Genomic DNA, 18545 nt, shown 5'->3' with positions numbered 1-18545 from the left:
CGGCGTCCCCGGCGGCGGGGCCGGCGGCGCGGCAGCCGGTCACTCGCCCGGTCGGCTGGTCGGCTGGTCGGGGGACCGTCAGTCGGCGAAGAGCCCGCGGTCCGCGGCCCGGACGTCGAACTCCTCCAACCGCGCCTGTGCGTCCGGCAGGTCGTCGCACATCGCCTCCAGCAGCACCCGGCCCAGCAGCATCGGCGCGCACGCCGTGTCGAAGGCGAGACCGGTCCCGACGGCGGCCGGGATCAGCACATCACTGTGGGCGGCGACGGGCGCGAACGCCGAGTCCGCGACCGTGACGACGGTCAGGCCGGCCCCCCGCGCGTACGCGAGCGCCTCCACAACCTCCTTGGGATGGCGGGGCAGGGCGAAGCAGAGCAGCGCGGTCGCGCCGGCCCGCCGTGCCGCGTCGACCCGGTCGGCCAGCATCGAGCCGCCCTCGTCGAGCAGCCGGACGTCCGGGTGGACCTTGGCCGCGAAGTACGAGAAGCCACGGGCCTGAGAGGAAGCGGCGCGCAGCCCGAGGACCGGCAGCGGGCGGGATGCGGCGAGCAGCCGGGCCGCCCGCTCCACGGGGCCCGGGTCGGCGAGCAGTTCGGCGAGATGGCGCAGGTTCTCGATCTCGGCGTGGACGGCCTGCTGGTACTCGGTGAACTCCTGCAGCTCCTCCGCCGGTTCGGCCGGCGCCACCTCGCGCAGATGCCTGCGCAGTGCCGGATAGCCGTCGAAGCCGAGCGCGACGGCGAAGCGGGTGACGGACGGCTGGCTGACTCCGGCGAGCTCTGCCAGCTCGACGCTGGACAGGAACGGCACGTCGGCCGCCCTGCGCACCATGCAGTGGGCGATGCGGCGCTGGGTGGGGGTGAGGCGGTGGCCTTCGAAGAGCTGCTGCAGCCGTGCGGCAGGGCTGGTGTCGTTCATGCCGTCCCGTCCCCCAGTTCGTCTCTCGCCCGGCGTGCCGGAGGTACCGGCCCGCCCCCGGACGCCGGACAGTACCGCGAGAGAGCGGTACGGGGAGGCGGAACGGACACGAAGATCGCCGAGAACTACGGCCCACCGGCTATTCAGTCTTCTTAAACTCTGCATGACCATATGCAGAGCGGGCAAGCCGCGCCGCCGTGACCCTGCCGGGCCGGGGGACGGGCCGACCCGAATCCGAGGGGCCGACCCCAGCGGCACGACCTCGACGGCTCCCGGCCGCGCCGGCCCGGTGCCCCTGCCGACCCCGGGTCCACGGGGCGTGCCGCGTACGGCCGACGGCTCCACCGGGCTTGCCGCGTACGGAGCTTCGCCGAAGTGGTACGAGCGCGACACGTCGGCGCAGCACCCGCTTAACACGCGTCCGGCACATTGAGGTGTGTCGGCGTCAAGGACCTCCGGAGCGGCTCCCGGACCTCCATGGACGCCCGGACGTGAGACCGGCCTGACCCGGACCGCGTCCCTCGCGGGGACCGCCGTCGTCCCGCCCCCCGGTCACGGGGGTGCGGCGGTCCCCGCGCATCCCTGCTTCGCGCGGGGACCCCGGTCCCGTGCCGTCTACTTCCCGGACAGCGCCAGGAACGACAGCAGGTCCTGGCGGCTCACAACACCGGTGGGCTTGCCCTCGACCAGCACGATCGCGGCGTCGGCGGAGCCGAGCACGGACATCAGGTCGCCGACCGGCTCACCGGAACCGACCTGGGGAAGCGGGGCGCTCATGTGCTTCTCCAGCGGATCGTTCAGCGAGGCGCGCTGGGTGAAGAGCGCGTCCAGCAGCTCCCGCTCCACCACGGAGCCGATGACCTCGGCGGCCATGACGTCCGGGTGCCCGGCGCCCGGCTTCACGATCGGCATCTGGGAGACGCCGTACTCGCGCAGCACCTCGATGGCCTGGCCGACGGTCTCCTCGGGGTGCATGTGCACGAGGGACGGCAGCGCGCCCTCCTTGTGCTCCAGCACGTCGCCGACCCGCGGCTGGTCGCCTGCCTGCTCCAGGAAACCGTAGTCGTTCATCCACTCGTCGTTGAAGATCTTCGACAGATAGCCGCGGCCGCTGTCCGGCAGCAGCACGACCACGACGTCGTCCGGACCGAGGCCCTCGGCCACGCGCAGCGCGGCGACGACTGCCATGCCGCAGGAGCCCCCGACCAGGAGGCCCTCCTCCTTGGCCAGACGGCGCGTCATCTGGAACGAGTCCTTGTCGGACACCGCGATGATCTCGTCCGTGACGTTCGGGTCGTAGGCGGTGGGCCAGAAGTCCTCACCCACGCCCTCGACCAGGTACGGCCGGCCGGAGCCGCCGGAGTAGACGGAGCCCTCCGGGTCCGCCCCGACGACGCGGACCTTGCCGCCGCTGATCTCCTTCAGGTAGTTGCCGGTGCCGGAGATGGTGCCGCCGGTGCCGATACCGGCCACGAAATGGGTGATTCTTCCCTCGGTCTGTTCCCAGAGCTCGGGACCGGTCGTCTCGTAGTGCGAACGCGGGTTGTTCGGGTTCGAGTACTGGTCCGGCTTCCAGGCCCCCGGCGTCTCGCGCACCAGCCGGTCCGAGACGTTGTAGTACGAGTCCGGGTGCTCCGGGTCGACCGCCGTGGGGCAGACGACGACCTCGGCACCGTAGGCGCGCAGCACATTGATCTTGTCCGTGGACACCTTGTCCGGGCAGACGAAGACGCACTTGTAGCCCTTCTGCTGGGCCACGATGGCGAGCCCGACGCCGGTGTTGCCGCTCGTCGGCTCGACGATCGTGCCCCCCGGCTTGAGCTCTCCGCTCTGCTCGGCGGCCTCGATCATGCGCAGGGCGATGCGGTCCTTCACCGATCCGCCGGGGTTGAAGTACTCGACCTTGGCGAGGACCGTCGCCTGAATGCCCGCCGTCACGCTGTTCAGCTTCAACAGCGGGGTATTGCCAACCAGACTGATCATCGAGTCGTGGAATTGCACCGTAAGTCTCCGGGATCTCCGTAGTGGTTCCGTCAGCGTATGCGCATTCGGCGCGAGATTGGGCTGCGGCCGTTACGGGGCAGTTAGCTCTTGGACGACTGCACGGCTACGAGGAGGTGGCTGGGACTGTGTCGAGGGCGAGGGTGGCGCGGCGCATCGCGGCGGGCGCGGCATACGGCGGAGGCGGGATCGGTCTGCTCGGAGCTGCGGCGGTGACTCTTCTGCTGGCCGAGGTGCAGCTGGCGAAAAGATCGGTGGGGGGCGGCACGGCACCCTTTCCCCCCGGGGCGGACGGCATCTACGGCACGGCCTTCGGGCTCTCCGATCCGCTACGGCTGGCCCTGCTGGGCGACTCGACGGCCGCCGGGCAGGGCGTGCGCCGGGCGGGGCAGACCCCGGGGGCGCTGCTGGCCTCGGGACTCGCGGCCGTGGCCGAGCGCCCGGTGGAACTGATGAACGTCGCCCAGCCCGGTGCGCGCTCCGACGACCTGGAACGGCAGGTGGGGCTTGCCCTGCGCGATCCCGCCCGGGCCCCGGACGTCTGCGTGATCATGATCGGGGCGAACGACGTGACGCACCGGATGCCCCCGACGCAGTCGGTGCGGCACCTGTCCGCCGCGGTGCGCCGGCTGCGGACGGCGGGCGCGGAGGTGGTGGTGGGCACCTGCCCGGATCTCGGCACCATCGAGCCGGTCTACCAGCCGCTGCGCTGGCTCGCCCGCCGGGTCTCCCGGCAGCTCGCGGCCGCGCAGACGATCGGCGCGGTGGAGCAGGGCGGCCGAACGGTCTCTCTGGGCGACCTGCTGGGCCCGGAGTTCGCTGCGAACCCCCGCGAGCTGTTCGGCCCGGACAACTACCACCCTTCGGCGGAGGGGTACGCCACGGCGGCGATGGCGGTCCTGCCGACGCTGTGCGCGGCGCTCGGCCTGTGGCCGGAGACGGACAGGCTGGACGCCGACCGCCGCGAGGGCATGCTTCCGGTCGCCAAGGCCGCGGCGGAGGCGGCGAGCGAGGCCGGCACCGAGGTCACGGGTGCCCGCGCCCCGTGGGCGCTGCTGAAGCACCGCAGGCGCCGCCGCCTGCCGGTCCCGACGGAGCCCGCCCCCTCGGAGAGCCGGGCCGCGGAGGCGCGGGGCCGGGGAGCGGAGTGAACCCGCGGCCCGTGCCGGTCCTCCGCCCGGTCCGGTCCGGGACGAGCAGGGACGGGCCGGGACCGGGTCGCCGTGGACGGGCCGGGACCGGGTCGCCGTGGACGGGCCGGGACCGCGCCGCCGCGGGCCGCGCGGGGGAACCGGGAACGGTCCCGTACCGGAGCGATCGGGCCCGGGAAGCGGAACGGGAACGCTCCCGTCCCGAGCCGCCACGGGCCGGACGAGCCGACGCCGGGAACGGAACCGCGTCGCCGCGGACCGGGCGGCCGGCCATCGTGGACCGCAACCGCGCCGCCGCGGGCCGCGCGGGGGAACCGGGAACGGTCCCGTACCGGAGCGATCGGGCCCGGGAAGGGGGCCGCGGGCCGGGAGGGACGCCACCCCGACCGTCCGACCCCGAAGCGCCCTATGCTTAAGCGAGCGCTTAGAAAAGAGTCCCGCATCACACGGTCCGTACCGTGACCCGCGCGATACGTAGGGGTAACTTCCAGACAGTCGTCCCCAAGCACCTCACTGGAGCCGTGATGCCCGAAGCCGTGATCGTCTCTGCCGCCCGCTCCCCCATCGGACGGGCCTTCAAGGGCTCGCTGAAGGACCTGCGGCCGGACGACCTGACCGCGACGATCGTCCAGGCCGCACTGGCCAAGGTCCCCGAGCTGGACCCGAAGGACATCGACGACCTGATGCTCGGCTGCGGCCTGCCCGGCGGCGAGCAGGGCCACAACCTGGGCCGGATCGTGGCCGTGCAGATGGGAATGGACCACCTTCCCGGCTGCACCGTCACCCGCTACTGCTCGTCCTCGCTGCAGACGTCCCGCATGGCGCTTCACGCCATCAAGGCCGGCGAGGGCGACGTCTTCATATCGGCCGGTGTCGAGATGGTCTCCCGCTCCGTGAAGGGCACCTCCGACGGCCTGCCCGACACCCACAACCCGCTCTTCGCCGAGGCGGAGGCCCGCACCGCCGCCGTCGCCGCCAGCGAGGGCGCGAGCTGGCACGACCCGCGCGAGGACGGCCTGATCCCGGACGCCTACATCGCGATGGGCCAGACCGCGGAGAACCTGGCCCGCCTCAAGGGCGTCACCCGCCAGGACATGGACGAGTTCGGCGTGCGGTCCCAGAACCTCGCCGAGGAAGCCATCAAGAACGGCTTCTGGGAGCGCGAGATCACGCCCGTGACGCTGCCGGACGGCACGGTCGTCGGCAAGGACGACGGCCCGCGCGCCGGCGTCACGGTGGAGGGCGTTCAGGGCCTGAAGCCGGTCTTCCGCCCCGACGGACTGGTCACCGCCGGCAACTGCTGCCCGCTCAACGACGGCGCGGCCGCACTCGTGATCATGTCCGACACCAAGGCACGGGAGCTGGGCCTGACCCCGCTGGCCCGGATCGTCTCCACCGGCGTCTCCGGCCTCTCCCCCGAGATCATGGGGTACGGACCGGTCGAGGCGAGCAACCAGGCGCTGCGGCGGGCCGGACTCACCATCGACGACATCGACCTGGTCGAGATCAACGAGGCGTTCGCCGCGCAGGTCATCCCGTCGTACCGGGACCTGGGCATTCCGCTCGAGAAGCTGAACGTCAACGGCGGCGCGATCGCGGTCGGCCACCCCTTCGGCATGACCGGCGCCCGCATCACCGGCACGCTGATCAACTCGCTCCAGTTCCACGACAAGCAGTTCGGCCTGGAGACGATGTGCGTGGGCGGCGGCCAGGGTATGGCGATGGTCATCGAGCGCCTCAGCTGAGGCGCGAGCGCGCTGAGCGCCGCTCGGCGCGGGGCGTCGCGCCCGTGTGCGACGCCCCGCCCGCACGGGACCGGGGCCGTGCGCGCCGCGCCCCGTTTCCGCGCACATGGCGCGCGGCACCGGGGGGCAGCGAAACCCCTCCCCGTCCCTCGGCAACCGCTTTCTCAACCCCGCCGTCGCCCAGCCGTGACCTAATCTCCCCCAGGATGTGACCTATCTCCCGCAGGCACGCGTTTTCCCAGGTCGCAAGCGTCACGCAGGTAAACATCCGACCCAAAGTCGCGTCCCTTTCGTGACGTATTGCACTGACACCAGGTGTGGGCTCACGACAAGCTGATGTAGTAAGTCGGGGAATCCTCAGAACCGGGAGTACGTCAGTGAGCGCCATGTCCCTCGCCCTGCTGCTGACCACCGCCGCTGCCACGGCCGTGGGCGCCGCTGCCCTGCACAACACTCTTGGGCTGCGCAGGCAGGTCACCGCCCTGCGTTCGGAGCTGGCCGCCGTGAGCCGTCAGGGCGGCGTCCCCCTCGGCTCCGTACCGCAGGCCCGCAGCGCACCCGCCGCCGAGATACGCGCCGCCGTCGCCGAGGCGCTGGCCGAGGAGCGCGAGCGCGAGCTGGCCGAGGCGCGCGCCTTCTGGGCCGCGCAGGAGGCCCGCGAGGCGGCCGACGCACCGCACTTCGCCGGCGAGTCGCCGCTGTCGATGCTCGGCGGGGCGGCGGACCTCGGCGAGGACGGTCCGCTCTACGTCCCCCGGCAGGCGGACTTCGTGGGGCTGGAGGCCATGGACCTGGAGGCGGCGGAGGCCCTCGACGACCTCGCGGAGCTCGCCGAGCCCGCAGCCGAGTTCGCGGAGGACTCCCCGGAGCTGGCGGCGGCCCGCCGGCGGCACCCCTCGCACCCCGACTTCGTACCGGTGCAGACGCCCGTGGTGACCGACCACGAGCGCACCGTGGCACGCCTGGAGGAACTCGCGGAGACCGCGACCGCCCTCACCGACGTACGGCCCGGCCCGCTCGGCACGCTGGACGTGTACGTGTTCGCCGACGGTACGACCCTGTGCATGACCCCCGGGCACCGCGAGACCGCGGAGCGGCTCGGGGAGGCGCTGCGCGCCGGACGGACGCCGGTCCTGCTCGGCGGCTCGGGCGTCTCCGGCGCGTACGCCCTGACGTTCTGCTGCGGCGGCGACGGCGAGAACGTCTACATCCTCGCGGACCGCGTCATCGCCTCGCTCTGAGCCCCGGACGGTCAGGCCCGCAGGCCCCGGCCCCCAGGGCTCCCGGGTGCGCTCTCAGAGCTGCGCCCGCCGCGCCGCCGCCTCGACCAGTTCCACGGCCTCGTCCAGTTCCCCCGGCGAGGCCGTTCCCGTGCGTACCGCTTCGGCCAAATCCGTCCCGGCCACCACCAATTGGTCCGCGACCGCGAAGAGGCCCGCGTCGGGCATGATCCGCGGCTGCCGCCCGGGCGTCTCGATCCGCTGGGCGCGCTCCGCCAACTCCCTGGCCAGTGCCAGGCCTTCGGCCGCCGCGCCGCGCTGGAGCCGGCTCTGCGGGGCCGCCCGCAGCCGGTCGGCGAACCGCTCCACGGCCGCCGTCAGAGGTGTCGTATCAAGCACGCTGCGACCCTATGCGCCGGTGCGGGACTGTTGCCAATACGCGAACACTGAGGCACGGTGACGTGAAGGACCACACGCGCAATGCGTCCGGAGGCGCCGATGTCCCAAGTCTTCTCCGAAGAGACCCATCGCAACCTGCTCTCCCGCATCCCTCACTGCACCGGTCGTGAAGTCGCCGACTGGCTGCGCACCGTCGAAGAAGGACCGTCCCTGTTCCGTTTCGAGGAGAAGGTCAGCTGGCTCCGGAGCGAACACAATCTCGCGTACGGCCACGCGAAAGCGATCATCCATGAGTACGACCTGAGGAGGGCGGCCCGCAAGCTGCTCTAGCGGACCCGGCTCGAGGACGGGCGAAGGGCCTGCCCGGCGGATGCCGGACAGGCCCTTCGTCGGTTCACCGGACGGCGTACGGCCGTCCGGTGCGTCAGTCGTCGCCCTGCAGGATCGACAGCAGACGCAGCATCTCCAGGTAGATCCACACCAGGGTCATGGTGAGGCCGAAGGCGGCCAGCCAGGACTCCTCACGCGGAGCGCCGTAGTTGATGCCGTCCTCGACCTGCTTGAAGTCCAGGGCGAGGAAGCAGGCACCGAGGATGATGCCGATCACGCCGAACAGGATGCCGAGGCCGCCGCTGCGGAAGCCGAGACCGTCACCGCCGGCGAAGACGGCGAACAGCAGGTTGGCCGCCATCAGCAGCAGGAAGCCCATCGCGGCCGCCATCACGAAGCCGTAGAAACGGCGGGTGACGCGGATCCAGCGCATCTTGTACGCGAACAGCACACCGGCGAAGACCGCCATCGTGCCGAGCACGGCCTGGGCGACCACGCCGTCCGCGATGTACGTGGAGACCGCGCTGGAGATCACACCGAGGAAGACGCCCTCGAACGCCGCGTAGGCGAGGATCAGCGCGGGCGACGGCTTGCGCTTGAAGGACTGGACGAGCCCGAGCACCAGCGCCACCAGCGCGGCGCCGATGGCGATGCCGTACGACTTGCCGATGTTGGCCGGGTCGACGGGCAGGAGCACCCACGACAGGATCGCCGTGAGCACGACGGTGCCGAGCGTCATGGCGGTGCGCGCCACGACGTCGTCCATCGTCATCACATTGGTGCGGGCAGGCGCCTGCGGCGGGGCACCCAGCTGGGCGTCCGCCGGCGCGTAGGGGTTGGTGGCGTACGGGTTGCCCGCGCCCTGGGCGTACGGGTTGTCGCCGACTGCGGGGCCCCCGGCCTGCGGCGCGGTGTTGAAGCCCGCGTAGCCGTTGTCGCGGCTGAACCCCCGTCGCGAGAAGACCGGGTTGCTGCTCCTCATCTCACTCCTCCATGGCCGCCCTGCGCGGCCTTGACACAAGAGTAATGCGGGGGCAAAGACCTCGGCCTAGTGCTGAAGGAGGATCTTTCCTCGATCGTGACTGACCGGGGCCCCGGGCCCCGCACCGCTCTCTCTCCTCCCATGACAGCCAGTGAACGGACTCACTCATTCCCGGCTCGGCGGAATTCACGCAGGGTGGGGTGCCGGGAGCGGCGGACGGAGGCCCGGGCCCGGCAGGGCGGGCGGCGGGAGGAGAGGCCAGGAGGGGGGAGAGGAGGAGGCGGCGGACTTCGGTCGGGCGACGCCGGCGGCCGCGCGGGCGCGAGCAAGCGTTCAAGAATTCAACGATTGCCGCTCGCGCCACGGACGCATGAACGTGCCCGGAGCCGGACTTGAACCGGCACGGCCCGAAGGCCAGCGAGGTTTAAGCTCGCCGTGTCTGCATTCCACCATCCGGGCTGGTTACGCGGTCCTGCTTACGCGGCTCTGCGTTCGCACACGAGCCTATCCGTACGGCTCACCCCAACAGCGGAACAACGATCCGATGTTGTCTTATTTTATTGACGCCTGAGGGTGCGTCAGCCCTCGTTCGCGGCTGTTTGCACCTGCCGAGGCGTGCTCCCGGCGAGCCCGGTGCCGCCGGTGGGAATGACGGAAAGTCGCCGCCCGGGCACGCCTCGGACAACCCGCAGGCGGCGCCCCGGGAGCGCGCGCCGGACCCGGACGCGGCCCGGGGGGCGCCGTCATACCAAAGGAGGACGGGGGTGGTGCCCCGTCAGACCCGAGAGGGCCCCGGGAACGGGCACCGGGACGGACGATCCGGCGTGGCCCCGGGCAGCACGATGGTGCGGTCCCCACGAACGCCGCGACAGGAGAGCCGACTCGTGACCACCACACCCACCACCGCCCGCGCCACCGCGGTGGCCGCCCGCGCCATGGATCTGTCCAAGGTCTACGGAGAGGGCGAGACCCAGGTGGTCGCCCTGGACCGAGTCACCGTGGACTTCCGGCAGGGGGAGTTCACCGCGATCATGGGCCCGTCGGGCTCGGGCAAGTCGACGCTGATGCACTGCGTCGCAGGCCTCGACAGCTTCAGCGGCGGCTCGGTGCGGATCGGGGAGACCGAACTCGGTTCGCTCAAGGACAAGCAGCTGACCCAGCTGCGCCGCGACAAGATCGGCTTCATCTTCCAGGCCTTCAACCTGCTGCCGACGCTGACGGCGCTGGAGAACATCACGCTCCCGATGGACATCGCCGGGCGCAGGCCCGACCAGCAGTGGCTGCAGCTCGTCATCGACATGGTGGGGCTCTCCGGCCGGCTCGGCCACCGGCCCACCCAGCTGTCCGGGGGCCAGCAGCAGCGCGTCGCCGTCGCCCGGGCGCTCGCCTCCCGCCCCGACATCATCTTCGGCGACGAGCCGACCGGGAACCTCGACTCCCGCTCCGGCGCCGAGGTCCTGGGCTTCCTGCGCAACTCCGTACGGGAACTGGGCCAGACCGTCGTGATGGTCACGCACGACCCGGTGGCCGCGTCGTACGCGGACCGCGTCATCTTCCTGGCCGACGGCCGCATCGTGGACGAGATGATCGCCCCGACCGCCGACGGCGTGCTGGACCGCATGAAGGAGTTCGACGCCAAGGGCCGGACCAGCTGACCCGCGGCTCCACCACAGACTTCCGGCCCTCACCTCAGGACTGACTCACACCATGTTCCGTACCGCCTTGCGCAATGTGCTCGCGCACAAGGCCAGGCTGCTGATGACCGTGCTCGCCGTGATGCTCGGCGTGGCGTTCGTCTCCGGCACCCTGGTCTTCGCCGACACCCTCTCCAATGCCTTCCGCAACCAGACGGCCAAGAGCTACGACGACGTCGCCGTGGCCGTCACCTCGTACGCCGACGAGAACGACGCCGAGCAGGAGCCCGGCATCTCCGAGAAGACCCTGGGCAAGGTCGCCGCGCTGGACGGCGTCGACGCCGCCCACGGCCGCGTCGACGGCTTCGCCGGGGTCGCCGACCCCGACGGCAAGCTCATCGGCGTCGGCTGGTCGAACAAGGGCTCCAACTTCGCCCCCGGCAAGGACGGCAAGGACCCCGCCTACACCTTCACCGACGGCAGCGGCCCCGCGAAGGCCGACCAGATCGCCCTGGACGCGGACAGCGCCGCCAAGGGCAGGTACGCGGTGGGCGACCGGGTTCGCGTCGCCACCAACGGGCCGGTGGAGGAGTACACCCTCAGCGGTGTCTTCACCACCAAGGACGGTGCCGTGAACGCCGGCGGCAGCCTGGTCCTCTTCGACACCGACGTGGCCCAGAAGCTCTACCTGAAGCCGGGCTACTACCGGGACGTCACCGTCACCGCCGCCCCCGGCGCGGACGCCGCGAGCATCCTGGCCGCGGTGGAGCCGCTGCTGCCGGAGAACGCCGAGGCGCAGACCGGCACGGCGCTCGCCGAGAAGCAGGCCGCGGACATAGAGCAGGGGCTCGGCACCCTCAAGCAGATCCTGCTCGGCTTCGCCGGCATCGCACTCTTCGTCGGCGTCTTCCTGATCTCCAACACCTTCACGATGCTGGTCGCCCAACGCACCAGGGAACTCGCCCTGATGCGGGCCGTCGGCGCCTCCCGCCGCCAGATCACCCGCTCGGTGCTCATCGAGGCCGCGATCGTCGGTGCCGTGGCCTCGGCCGTCGGCTTCGTCCTCGGCATCGGACTGACGACGGGTCTGCGCTCGGGGATGGCCGCCTTCGGCATGAAGGTGCCGGACGGGCCGCTCGTGATCTCCGCGAGTCCGGTGATCGCCGCGTTCGCCGTCGGTGTCCTCGTCACCATGTTCGCCGCTTGGCTGCCGGGCCGCCGGGCCGCGAAGATCCCGCCTGTCGCCGCCATGGGCAGCGTCCACGCGGCTCCCGGCGCCAAGTCGCTGGTGCTGCGCAACTCCATCGGAGGCGTCCTGACGGGCCTCGGCGCGGGCGGCATCGTCTGGGGCGCCACCGCCGGCGGCGACGCCGGGCGGATGCTGATCGCGGCGGGCGCGTTCCTCGCGCTGATCGGCGTGATCGTGCTGATCCCGCAGCTCTCCCGTCCCGTCATCGCCCTCGTACGGCCGCTGCTCGTCGGCGTCTTCTCGGTGGCCGGCAAGCTCGCCGGGCGGAACGCCGTCCGCAACCCGCGGCGCACCGGTGCCACCGCCTCGGCCCTCGCGATCGGGCTGACCCTGGTCACCGGTCTCTCGGTGCTCGGGGTCACCGTCGGCAGGGCCGTCGACAAGGCGACGACGGACAACATCAAGGCCGACTACATGGTCACGATGGCCAACGGCAGGGCCCTCGACCGGTCGGTGCTGGCAGCACTGGAGAAGGCCCCGGGCGTCACGGCGGTCTCCCCGAAGCAGGCCGTGTACCTCGAGGTGAAGGGCGACTACCCGTCAGCGTCGGCGGTGACGCCCGGGGACGTCGAGAAGGTCCTGAACATCGAGGTCGTGAAGGGCAGCCTGGACACCCTCGCCGAGGGGCGCGTCGCGGTCGCCGAGAAGACGGCCACGAGCAAGGGCTGGAAGGTCGGCGACAGCCTCCCCGTCACCTTCAACGACAGGAAGAAGGGGACCCTGGAGGTCGGCGCGGTCTTCAAGGACCGCGAGTTCCTCTCGCCGGTCCTGGTGAGCACCGAGGTCGCCGACCGGCACGAGGTGAAGCCGCACATCCCGGAGATCTTCGTCAAGACTGAGGGCGGTCAGAGCGAGGCGAACGAGAAGGCCCTGATCGACGCGCTGGGCGACAACCCCGCCATCGCGGTGATGGACCGTCAGGACATCCGCGAGCAGTTCGGCGGCGCGATCAACACCATGCTGAACATCATGTACGGCCTGCTCGCGATGGCCCTGATCATCGCGGTGCTCGGGGTGGTCAACACCCTGGCGATGTCCGTCTTCGAGCGGCAGCAGGAGATCGGCATGCTTCGCGCGATCGGCCTGGACCGGCGCCGGGTGAAGCGGATGGTCCGGCTGGAGGCCGTCGTCATCTCCGTGTTCGGCGCGGTCGTCGGCATCGGCCTCGGCACCTTCCTCGGCTGGGCGCTCGGCGAGACCTTCCGGGACAAGGTCCCGGGCTACGCCCTGGTCCTGCCGTGGGACCGCATCGGCCTCTTCCTGGTGCTCGCCGGGCTGGTGGGCGTCCTCGCGGCGCTGTGGCCGGCGCGCAGCGCCGCGAAGCTGAACATGCTGACCGCGATCAAGACCGAGTAGCGGCACCACGGACGGTCGAGGACACGCGTCCGGGCCGGGCCCCTGCGGCGGGGCCCGGCCCGGACGCGTACGGGGCCGGGGCGGCGCCCCGGCCCCCGGACCTCAGCGGACGTCGGCCCTGGTCCAGCTGCGCGTTCTCAGCGGCATGCCGGAGGCGCCGCCGTCCCGGCCCTTCACCGCGAGGATCTGGTTGACCCCGATCCTGTTGCGCTCGAAGGAGACGGCCGAGGCGGCCATGTAGAGGCGCCAGATCCGGGCGCGGCCAGGTGAGGAGTGCCGTACCGCCCGTTCCCAGTCGGACTCCAGATTGGCCACCCAGGCGCGCAGCGTGCGGGCGTAGTGCTCGCGGAGGGACTCGACGTCGCGGGCCTCGAAGCCGGCCTCCTCCAGGATCGACACGGTCCTCCCGAGCGGCGCCAGCTCGCCGTCGGGGAAGACGTAGGCGTCGATGAAGTCGTCCACGTGGTACGCGGCTTCGTCCTGCTCGGGGCGGCGCGCGATCTGGTGGTTGAGGAGCCTGCCCCCGGGCCTCAGCAGCCCGTGGATCGCGTCGGCGTACTCCCGGTACCGGGCGGAGCCGACGTGCTCGGCCATCCCGATGGACGAGATCGCGTCGTACGGACCGTCCTTGACGTCCCGGTAGTCCTGGACCCGGATCTCGACGCGGTCGGTCAGTCCCTCCTCGGCGATCCGCTTGCGGGCGTACGCGGCCTGCTCCCGGGACAGGGTGACCCCGGTGACCCGGGCGCCGTACTCCCCGGCCGCGTGGATCGCCATCGAGCCCCAGCCGCAGCCGACGTCCAGCAGCCGGTCCCCGTCCCGCAGCGCGAGCTTGCGGCAGACGAGGTCGAGCTTGTCGCGCTGAGCGTCCTCGAGCGAACCCCCGTCCTGCCAGTAGGCGCAGGAGTAGACCATCGACGGCCCGAGCACCTGCTCGTAGAATGCGTTGCCGACGTCGTAGTGATGGCTGATCGCCTGCCGGTCGCGCGCCTTCGTGTGCAGCGGGCCGCGGCGTCCGGCCACCTCCTCGGCGGGCGGCGGCACCGGCAGCCAGGAGCGGGGTCCGGCGAGGGCGATCAGCTCACCGACGGCCGAGCGCAGCCGCGGATCGCCCATCGAGCGCAGCCCGGGACCGGGTTCGGAACGCTCCCAGATCAGCCCCGCGAGAGCCCCCAGGGCCTCGTACAGATCGCCCTCGACGTCGATCTCCCCGGCCACCCAGCCGCGGGCCAGGCCGAGTTCGCCCGGCTTCCACAGCAACCGGCGCAGGGCGCGCCGGTGCCGGACGACGAGGACCGGGCCGTCGGCGGGACCCGACTCGCTTCCGTCCCAGGCCCGGATGCGGACCGGGGGCGGTGCCCCGAGCAGTTCTTCGGTGAGAGCGGTGAGCCGCGAAGCGGCATCGGCCATGGCGCACACCTCCGTGATCGCTGTTTGACGGAAATGCCCAACACCACGTAAACGCCCTCGGCGTGCGAACGCAGTCCCCTGGTGGGCAAATGGACGGCAAAACAGACAACTTCCCCGTGCGGAGTGCGCCCAAAGTACGCCGAAGGGGCCGTCCGCACCACGGATGGCGGACGGCCCCTTCGGGGGTACTACTGCGGGATCAGGACGCCTTGGCCTTCTCCGGGGCGGGCTTGGCCGCCGCCGGGGCCGGCTTGGCGGCCTCGTAGAACTCCTCGCGCGGCGACTCGATCGCGCCGAGCGAGACGACCTCGCGCTTGAGGAACATCGCGAGGGTCCAGTCGGCGAAGACGCGGATCTTGCGGTTCCAGGTCGGCATCGCCATGCCGTGGTAGCCACGGTGCATGTACCAGGCCAGCCGGCCCTTGAGCTTGATCTTCACCTTGCCCATGACGATCATCGCGACGCCCTTGTGCAGGCCGAGACCGGCGACCGCACCCTTGTTGGCGTGGCTGTACTCCTTCTGCGGGAAGCCCCGCATGCCGGAGATCACGTTGTCGCCGAGGACCCTGGCCTGACGCAGCGCGTGCTGGGCGTTCGGCGGGCACCAGGCGTTCTCGACACCGGCCTTGCGGGCGGCGATGTCCGGGACCTGGGCGTTGTCGCCCGCGGCCCAGATGTAGTCGGTGCCCTGCACCTGGAGCGTCGGCCGGGTGTCCACGTGGCCGCGCGGGCCGAGCGGCAGGCCGTAGCGGGCCAGGGCCGGGTTCGGCTTCACACCGGCGGTCCAGACGATGGTGTTGGAGTCGACCTCGAGGCCGTTCTTCAGCACCACGTGGCCGTCCACGCAGGAGTCCATGGAGGTGTTCAGGTAGATCTCGATGCCGCGGGCCTCGAGGTGCTCCTTGCCGTACTTGCCGAGCTTGGGGCCCACCTCGGGAAGGATCTTGTCCGCGGCGTCGACGAGGACGAAGCGCATGTCCTCGCGCTTGATGCTCTTGTAGTACTTGACCGCGTCGCGGGCCAGGTCCTCGACCTCGCCTATGGTCTCGGCGCCGGCGAAGCCGCCGCCGACGAAGACGAAGGTCAGGGCCTTGCGGCGGACCTCCTCGTCGGTGGTGGAGTCGGCCTTGTCCAGCTGCTCGAGGACGTGGTTGCGCAGACCGATGGCCTCCTCGATGCCCTTCATGCCGATGCCCTGCTCGGCGAGGCCGGGGATCGGGAAGGTGCGGGAGACCGCGCCGAGGGCGATGACCAGGTAGTCGAAGGGCAGCTCGTAGGCCTCGCCGACGAGCGGCGCGACCGTGGCGACCTTGCGGTCCTGATCGATGGTGGTGACCCGGCCGGTGAGTACCTCGGCCTTGGGCAGCACGCGTCGCAGCGGGACGACGACGTGCCGCGGCGAGATGCTGCCTGCGGCTGCTTCGGGAAGGAAGGGCTGGTACGTCATGTACGACCGCGGGTCGACGACCGTGACGGTCGCCTCCCCGTACCGCATCTTCTTCAGAATGCGACGAGCTGCGTACAGGCCTACGTACCCACCGCCTACTACGAGGATCCTGGGACGCTCCGTGGTGCTCATGCCATCGAGTATCCACCCCCCTCGGAGGGGGTGCTCGTGAGCCCCTTCACAAGCACAGGGGGACCCTCTGCTACACTCCGCCGGCCACGTGACCGAGGTCATGGCGAACCCCGGGAACCCCGGTGTAACGGGAGACGTTGTCAAGGCCCGCTGAGCTGGCCCCACGCTCCCGCCGGAAGGTGAACCGGGCCCCTTCTCCATGGGTACGCAACACGACGGCCACCTGCCGGAGCGCGGTCGGACGGACCGAGTTGGGCACAAGCACAGGCCCGGCGGGCCCTCTGGGAGCACTTTCGACGGCCGACCGGGCCCAATTCCTTGTGAAGAACTTCACGAACTTTCTCGCGGACCGCTCCCCCGCGGCCGGAAACCGCCCCGGAAACCGCCTTCGGCCGCCTTCGGTCCCACGCTCAGGCGAGGGAGAACGTGATCCCGTCGAGGATCGCTCACGAACGCGGCTCCCGGTATCTGCACGCGTGTACACGAGCGCGCGTACACTCGGCTCATGACTGAGAACACCGTGACCGTACGTGAAGCCCGCGCCCATCTCGCCGATCACATCAACCGGGCCGAGGAAGGCGTCCCGACCGTCATCACGCGCAATGGCGCCCCGGTGGCGGCCGTGGTTCCGATCTCGGACTTCGAAGCGCTGGAGGAAGCGGCCGACGTGATGCTGGCGCGCGAGGCCGAAGCGGTGCTGGCCGAGGGCGGCACCACCGTGACCATGGCGGAACTGCTGGCGAACCTGTTCACCGAGCAGGACGGCGAGGCGGCGTGAAGTACGCCTTCCGGTTCACCACGGCGGCACAGCGACAGCTCCGGGCCATCAGCCGACCCGACGCCATGCGCATCCTGACCGCGCTGACCGCACTCGGTGACGACCCGTACCGCCAGGACGCCGACGTCAAGAAGCTCACCGGCCCGTCCGGGCTCTACCGTCTCCGGGTCGGAAGCTACCGGATCGCTTATCAGATCAACGACGGCGAACTCGTCATCCTGGTCGTCAAGGTGGGCGACCGGCGGGACGTCTACCGCACCCTGTGACGCCCCGCCCGGGGCCCGTACCGCCGGGCACCGCCCCTCAACGTGCCTCGCTCGCCGCGTAATGAGCGATCCCGTCGAGGATGTCGTGCTCCGAGACGACGACCTCCGGCACTCCGGCGCGGTCCATGATCGCGAGCAGCACCAGGGCGCCCGCGATGATCACGTCCACCCGCCCCGGGTGCATCACCGGGATCGCGGCGCGCTCCTCGTGGGTGGAACGGATCAGCCGCTCGGTGATCTCCGCGACCCGGTCCCGGGAGACCCGCGAGTGGTGGATCGCCTCGGAGTCGTACGCGTCGAGGCCCAGCGCTATCCCGGCGACGGTGGTCACCGAGCCGGCGAGGCCCACCAGGGTGCTCGCCTCGCGGACCGGCACGGTCTCCTCGGCCAGGTCCAGCGCCGCCTCGATGTCCGCCCGGACCGCGGCGATCTCCTCCGGCGCCGGCGGGTCGCTGCGTACGTGACGCTCGGTCAGCCGGACGCAACCGATGTCCACCGAGCGGGCGGCCTCGACGTGGCCGCGGCCGATGACGAACTCGGTCGATCCGCCGCCGATGTCCACGACCAGCCGTTCCTCGTGGCCCGGGAGTTCCTTGGTGGCACCGGTGAAGGAGAACTCGGCCTCCTGGTCACCGCTGATCACCTCGGGCTCGACACCGAGGATGCCGACCACGCCGTTCACGAACTCGTCGCGGTTCTCCGCGTCCCGGGAGGCGGAGGTCGCCACGAAGCGGACCCTCTCCACCCCGTGCTCCTTGATGATCCCCGCGTACTCCCGGCAGGCCGCGAAGGTGCGCGCCAGGGCCTCGGGGGCCAGCCGACCGGTGCGGTCGACGCCCTGGCCGAGCCGGACAATGGTCATCCGCCGGTCCAGCTCGGTCAGTTCACCGGTCGAGGCGTCCACGTCGGCGATGAGCAGACGGATCGAGTTCGTGCCGCAGTCGACGGCGGCGACGCGGGTCATGCTCCGTCCTCCGTACCCGCGCTCGCGCAGCCCCCCGCTCCCGCGGTCACGCACGGGCCCTTGGCCCACCACTCCGGGAGCAACGCGATGGCCTCGTCACCCAGGGGGTTCACCCCGGGGCCGGCCGCGAGCGAGTGGGCGACCAGGACGTGGAGGCACTTCACCCGGTCCGGCATGCCGCCGGCGCTGGGAAAGTTCTCCAGCTCCTCGATCTCGTCCCGGCGCCGGACGTAGTCCTCGTGCGCCGCCCGGTACGCCGCCGCCAGATCGGGATCGGTCTGCAGCCGCTCGGTCATCTCCTTCATGACGCCGTTCGCCTCGAGCGTGCCGATGGCCGAGGCCGCCCGCGGGCAGGTCAGGTAGTACAGCGTGGGGAAGGGCGTGCCGTCCTCCAGCCGCGGCGCCGTCTCGACCACGTCGGGCCGGCCGCAGGGGCAGCGGTGGGCGATGGCCCGCAGACCGCGCGGCGGGCGGCCGAGCTGCTCCTTGAAGGCGGCGATGTCCTCCGCGGTGGGCGGGGTGGGCGCGGTGCTCGGCGGGGGCGTGTCCATGGGATGTGTATG

General features: G+C 71.3%; 16 protein-coding genes and 1 tRNA gene. 8 read left to right on the top strand and 9 right to left on the bottom strand.

The genetic code is table 11. From position 1 onward, the window contains the following. Positions 1-78: 78 nt before the first annotated feature. Together O7595_RS19995 and O7595_RS19990 are read right to left on the bottom strand one after the other, a co-directional pair. Positions 79-918 (bottom strand): MurR/RpiR family transcriptional regulator, encoded by an 840-nt coding sequence (locus tag O7595_RS19995; RefSeq protein ID WP_269730025.1) that lies wholly within the window; start codon positions 916-918, stop codon positions 79-81. Between the two features lie 615 nt (positions 919-1533). Then, the gene (locus O7595_RS19990) at positions 1534-2919 is read right to left on the bottom strand and encodes a cystathionine beta-synthase (protein WP_269730024.1); all 1386 of its coding nucleotides are present in this window, start codon (positions 2917-2919) and stop codon (positions 1534-1536) included. A 143-nt stretch (positions 2920-3062) separates the two neighbouring features. Here O7595_RS19990 and O7595_RS19985 point away from each other — a divergent pair, with 143 nt between their 5' ends. The 3 genes from O7595_RS19985 (at position 3063) to O7595_RS19975 (ending at position 7056) form a co-directional block, all read left to right on the top strand. Then, positions 3063-4070, top strand: coding sequence for an SGNH/GDSL hydrolase family protein (locus tag O7595_RS19985; RefSeq protein WP_269732549.1), 1008 nt, complete (start codon positions 3063-3065; stop codon positions 4068-4070). Positions 4071-4594: 524 nt separating this feature from the next. Beyond that, entirely contained in the window at positions 4595-5815 is a 1221-nt protein-coding gene (locus O7595_RS19980) for an acetyl-CoA C-acetyltransferase (RefSeq protein ID WP_269732548.1), read from the top strand. A 386-nt stretch (positions 5816-6201) separates the two neighbouring features. Then, positions 6202-7056: a hypothetical protein gene (locus tag O7595_RS19975; RefSeq protein ID WP_269732547.1), complete on the top strand. Its 855-nt coding sequence runs from the start codon at positions 6202-6204 to the stop codon at positions 7054-7056. Between the two features lie 54 nt (positions 7057-7110). On the opposite strand, the gene O7595_RS19970 is transcribed toward O7595_RS19975, so the two are convergent. Beyond that, positions 7111-7434 carry a hypothetical protein gene (locus tag O7595_RS19970; protein ID WP_269730023.1) on the bottom strand — a complete coding sequence of 108 codons (324 nt, stop codon included), beginning with the start codon at positions 7432-7434 and terminating at the stop codon, positions 7111-7113. Between the two features lie 99 nt (positions 7435-7533). Between O7595_RS19970 and O7595_RS19965 the strand changes: the two genes are divergently transcribed. Then, positions 7534-7764 (top strand): DUF4287 domain-containing protein, encoded by a 231-nt coding sequence (locus O7595_RS19965; protein ID WP_093656142.1) that lies wholly within the window; start codon positions 7534-7536, stop codon positions 7762-7764. A gap of 94 nt (positions 7765-7858) precedes the next feature. Here the strand turns inward: O7595_RS19965 and O7595_RS19960 are convergent, their stop codons facing one another. After that, complete coding sequence (locus O7595_RS19960; protein ID WP_269730022.1) at positions 7859-8746, bottom strand: Bax inhibitor-1/YccA family protein; 888 nt, start codon at positions 8744-8746, stop codon at positions 7859-7861. Positions 8747-9123: 377 nt separating this feature from the next. Then, positions 9124-9205, bottom strand: a tRNA-Leu gene (locus tag O7595_RS19955). Between the two features lie 425 nt (positions 9206-9630). Here O7595_RS19955 and O7595_RS19950 point away from each other — a divergent pair. Both O7595_RS19950 and O7595_RS19945 read left to right on the top strand, forming a co-directional pair. Further along, complete coding sequence (locus O7595_RS19950) at positions 9631-10401, top strand: ABC transporter ATP-binding protein (protein WP_269730021.1); 771 nt, start codon at positions 9631-9633, stop codon at positions 10399-10401. Positions 10402-10453: 52 nt separating this feature from the next. Then, the gene (locus O7595_RS19945; RefSeq protein ID WP_269730020.1) at positions 10454-12985 is read left to right on the top strand and encodes an ABC transporter permease; all 2532 of its coding nucleotides are present in this window, start codon (positions 10454-10456) and stop codon (positions 12983-12985) included. A 102-nt stretch (positions 12986-13087) separates the two neighbouring features. On the opposite strand, the gene O7595_RS19940 is transcribed toward O7595_RS19945, so the two are convergent. Continuing rightward, positions 13088-14395 carry an SAM-dependent methyltransferase gene (locus tag O7595_RS19940; RefSeq protein WP_269730019.1) on the bottom strand — a complete coding sequence of 436 codons (1308 nt, stop codon included), beginning with the start codon at positions 14393-14395 and terminating at the stop codon, positions 13088-13090. Positions 14396-14594: 199 nt separating this feature from the next. Further along, the gene (locus tag O7595_RS19935; RefSeq protein ID WP_269730018.1) at positions 14595-15974 is read right to left on the bottom strand and encodes an NAD(P)/FAD-dependent oxidoreductase; all 1380 of its coding nucleotides are present in this window, start codon (positions 15972-15974) and stop codon (positions 14595-14597) included. 505 nt (positions 15975-16479) lie between these two features. Between O7595_RS19935 and O7595_RS19930 the strand changes: the two genes are divergently transcribed. Together O7595_RS19930 and O7595_RS19925 are read left to right on the top strand one after the other, a co-directional pair. Further along, positions 16480-16752, top strand: coding sequence for a type II toxin-antitoxin system Phd/YefM family antitoxin (locus O7595_RS19930; protein WP_269730017.1), 273 nt, complete (start codon positions 16480-16482; stop codon positions 16750-16752). After that, positions 16749-17018, top strand: coding sequence for a type II toxin-antitoxin system RelE family toxin (locus tag O7595_RS19925; RefSeq protein WP_269730016.1), 270 nt, complete (start codon positions 16749-16751; stop codon positions 17016-17018). The genes O7595_RS19930 and O7595_RS19925 overlap by 4 nt, the downstream gene beginning before the upstream one ends. Positions 17019-17055: 37 nt before the next feature. Here O7595_RS19925 and O7595_RS19920 read toward each other — a convergent pair whose 3' ends face one another. Next, a complete protein-coding gene (locus tag O7595_RS19920) occupies positions 17056-17982 on the bottom strand; it encodes a Ppx/GppA phosphatase family protein (protein WP_269730015.1) in 927 nt (308 codons plus the stop codon). Continuing rightward, entirely contained in the window at positions 17979-18533 is a 555-nt protein-coding gene (locus tag O7595_RS19915) for a DUF501 domain-containing protein (RefSeq protein WP_269730014.1), read from the bottom strand. The genes O7595_RS19920 and O7595_RS19915 overlap by 4 nt, the downstream gene beginning before the upstream one ends. Between the last annotated feature and the right edge of the window lie 12 nt (positions 18534-18545).

It is taken from the genome of Streptomyces sp. WMMC940 (genome assembly GCF_027460265.1).
Lineage (GTDB): Bacteria > Actinomycetota > Actinomycetes > Streptomycetales > Streptomycetaceae > Streptomyces.
Note: the sequence above shows the minus strand (reverse complement) of the source record. Positions and strands in the feature narration are given on the sequence as shown.

Bases quoted from the DNA above. Each gene is read 5' to 3' on its own strand.
- O7595_RS19995 (WP_269730025.1), bottom strand. From the start codon at position 918: ATGAACGACACCAGCCCTGCCGCACGGCTGCAGCAGCTCTTCGAAGGC.
- O7595_RS19980 (WP_269732548.1), top strand. From the start codon at position 4,595: ATGCCCGAAGCCGTGATCGTCTCTGCCGCCCGCTCCCCCATCGGACGG.
- O7595_RS19975 (WP_269732547.1), top strand. From the start codon at position 6,202: ATGTCCCTCGCCCTGCTGCTGACCACCGCCGCTGCCACGGCCGTGGGC.
- O7595_RS19965 (WP_093656142.1), top strand. From the start codon at position 7,534: ATGTCCCAAGTCTTCTCCGAAGAGACCCATCGCAACCTGCTCTCCCGC.
- O7595_RS19960 (WP_269730022.1), bottom strand. From the start codon at position 8,746: ATGAGGAGCAGCAACCCGGTCTTCTCGCGACGGGGGTTCAGCCGCGAC.
- O7595_RS19945 (WP_269730020.1), top strand. From the start codon at position 10,454: ATGTTCCGTACCGCCTTGCGCAATGTGCTCGCGCACAAGGCCAGGCTG.
- O7595_RS19940 (WP_269730019.1), bottom strand. From the start codon at position 14,395: ATGGCCGATGCCGCTTCGCGGCTCACCGCTCTCACCGAAGAACTGCTC.
- O7595_RS19935 (WP_269730018.1), bottom strand. From the start codon at position 15,974: ATGAGCACCACGGAGCGTCCCAGGATCCTCGTAGTAGGCGGTGGGTAC.
- O7595_RS19930 (WP_269730017.1), top strand. From the start codon at position 16,480: ATGACTGAGAACACCGTGACCGTACGTGAAGCCCGCGCCCATCTCGCC.
- O7595_RS19920 (WP_269730015.1), bottom strand. From the start codon at position 17,982: ATGACCCGCGTCGCCGCCGTCGACTGCGGCACGAACTCGATCCGTCTG.
- O7595_RS19915 (WP_269730014.1), bottom strand. From the start codon at position 18,533: ATGGACACGCCCCCGCCGAGCACCGCGCCCACCCCGCCCACCGCGGAG.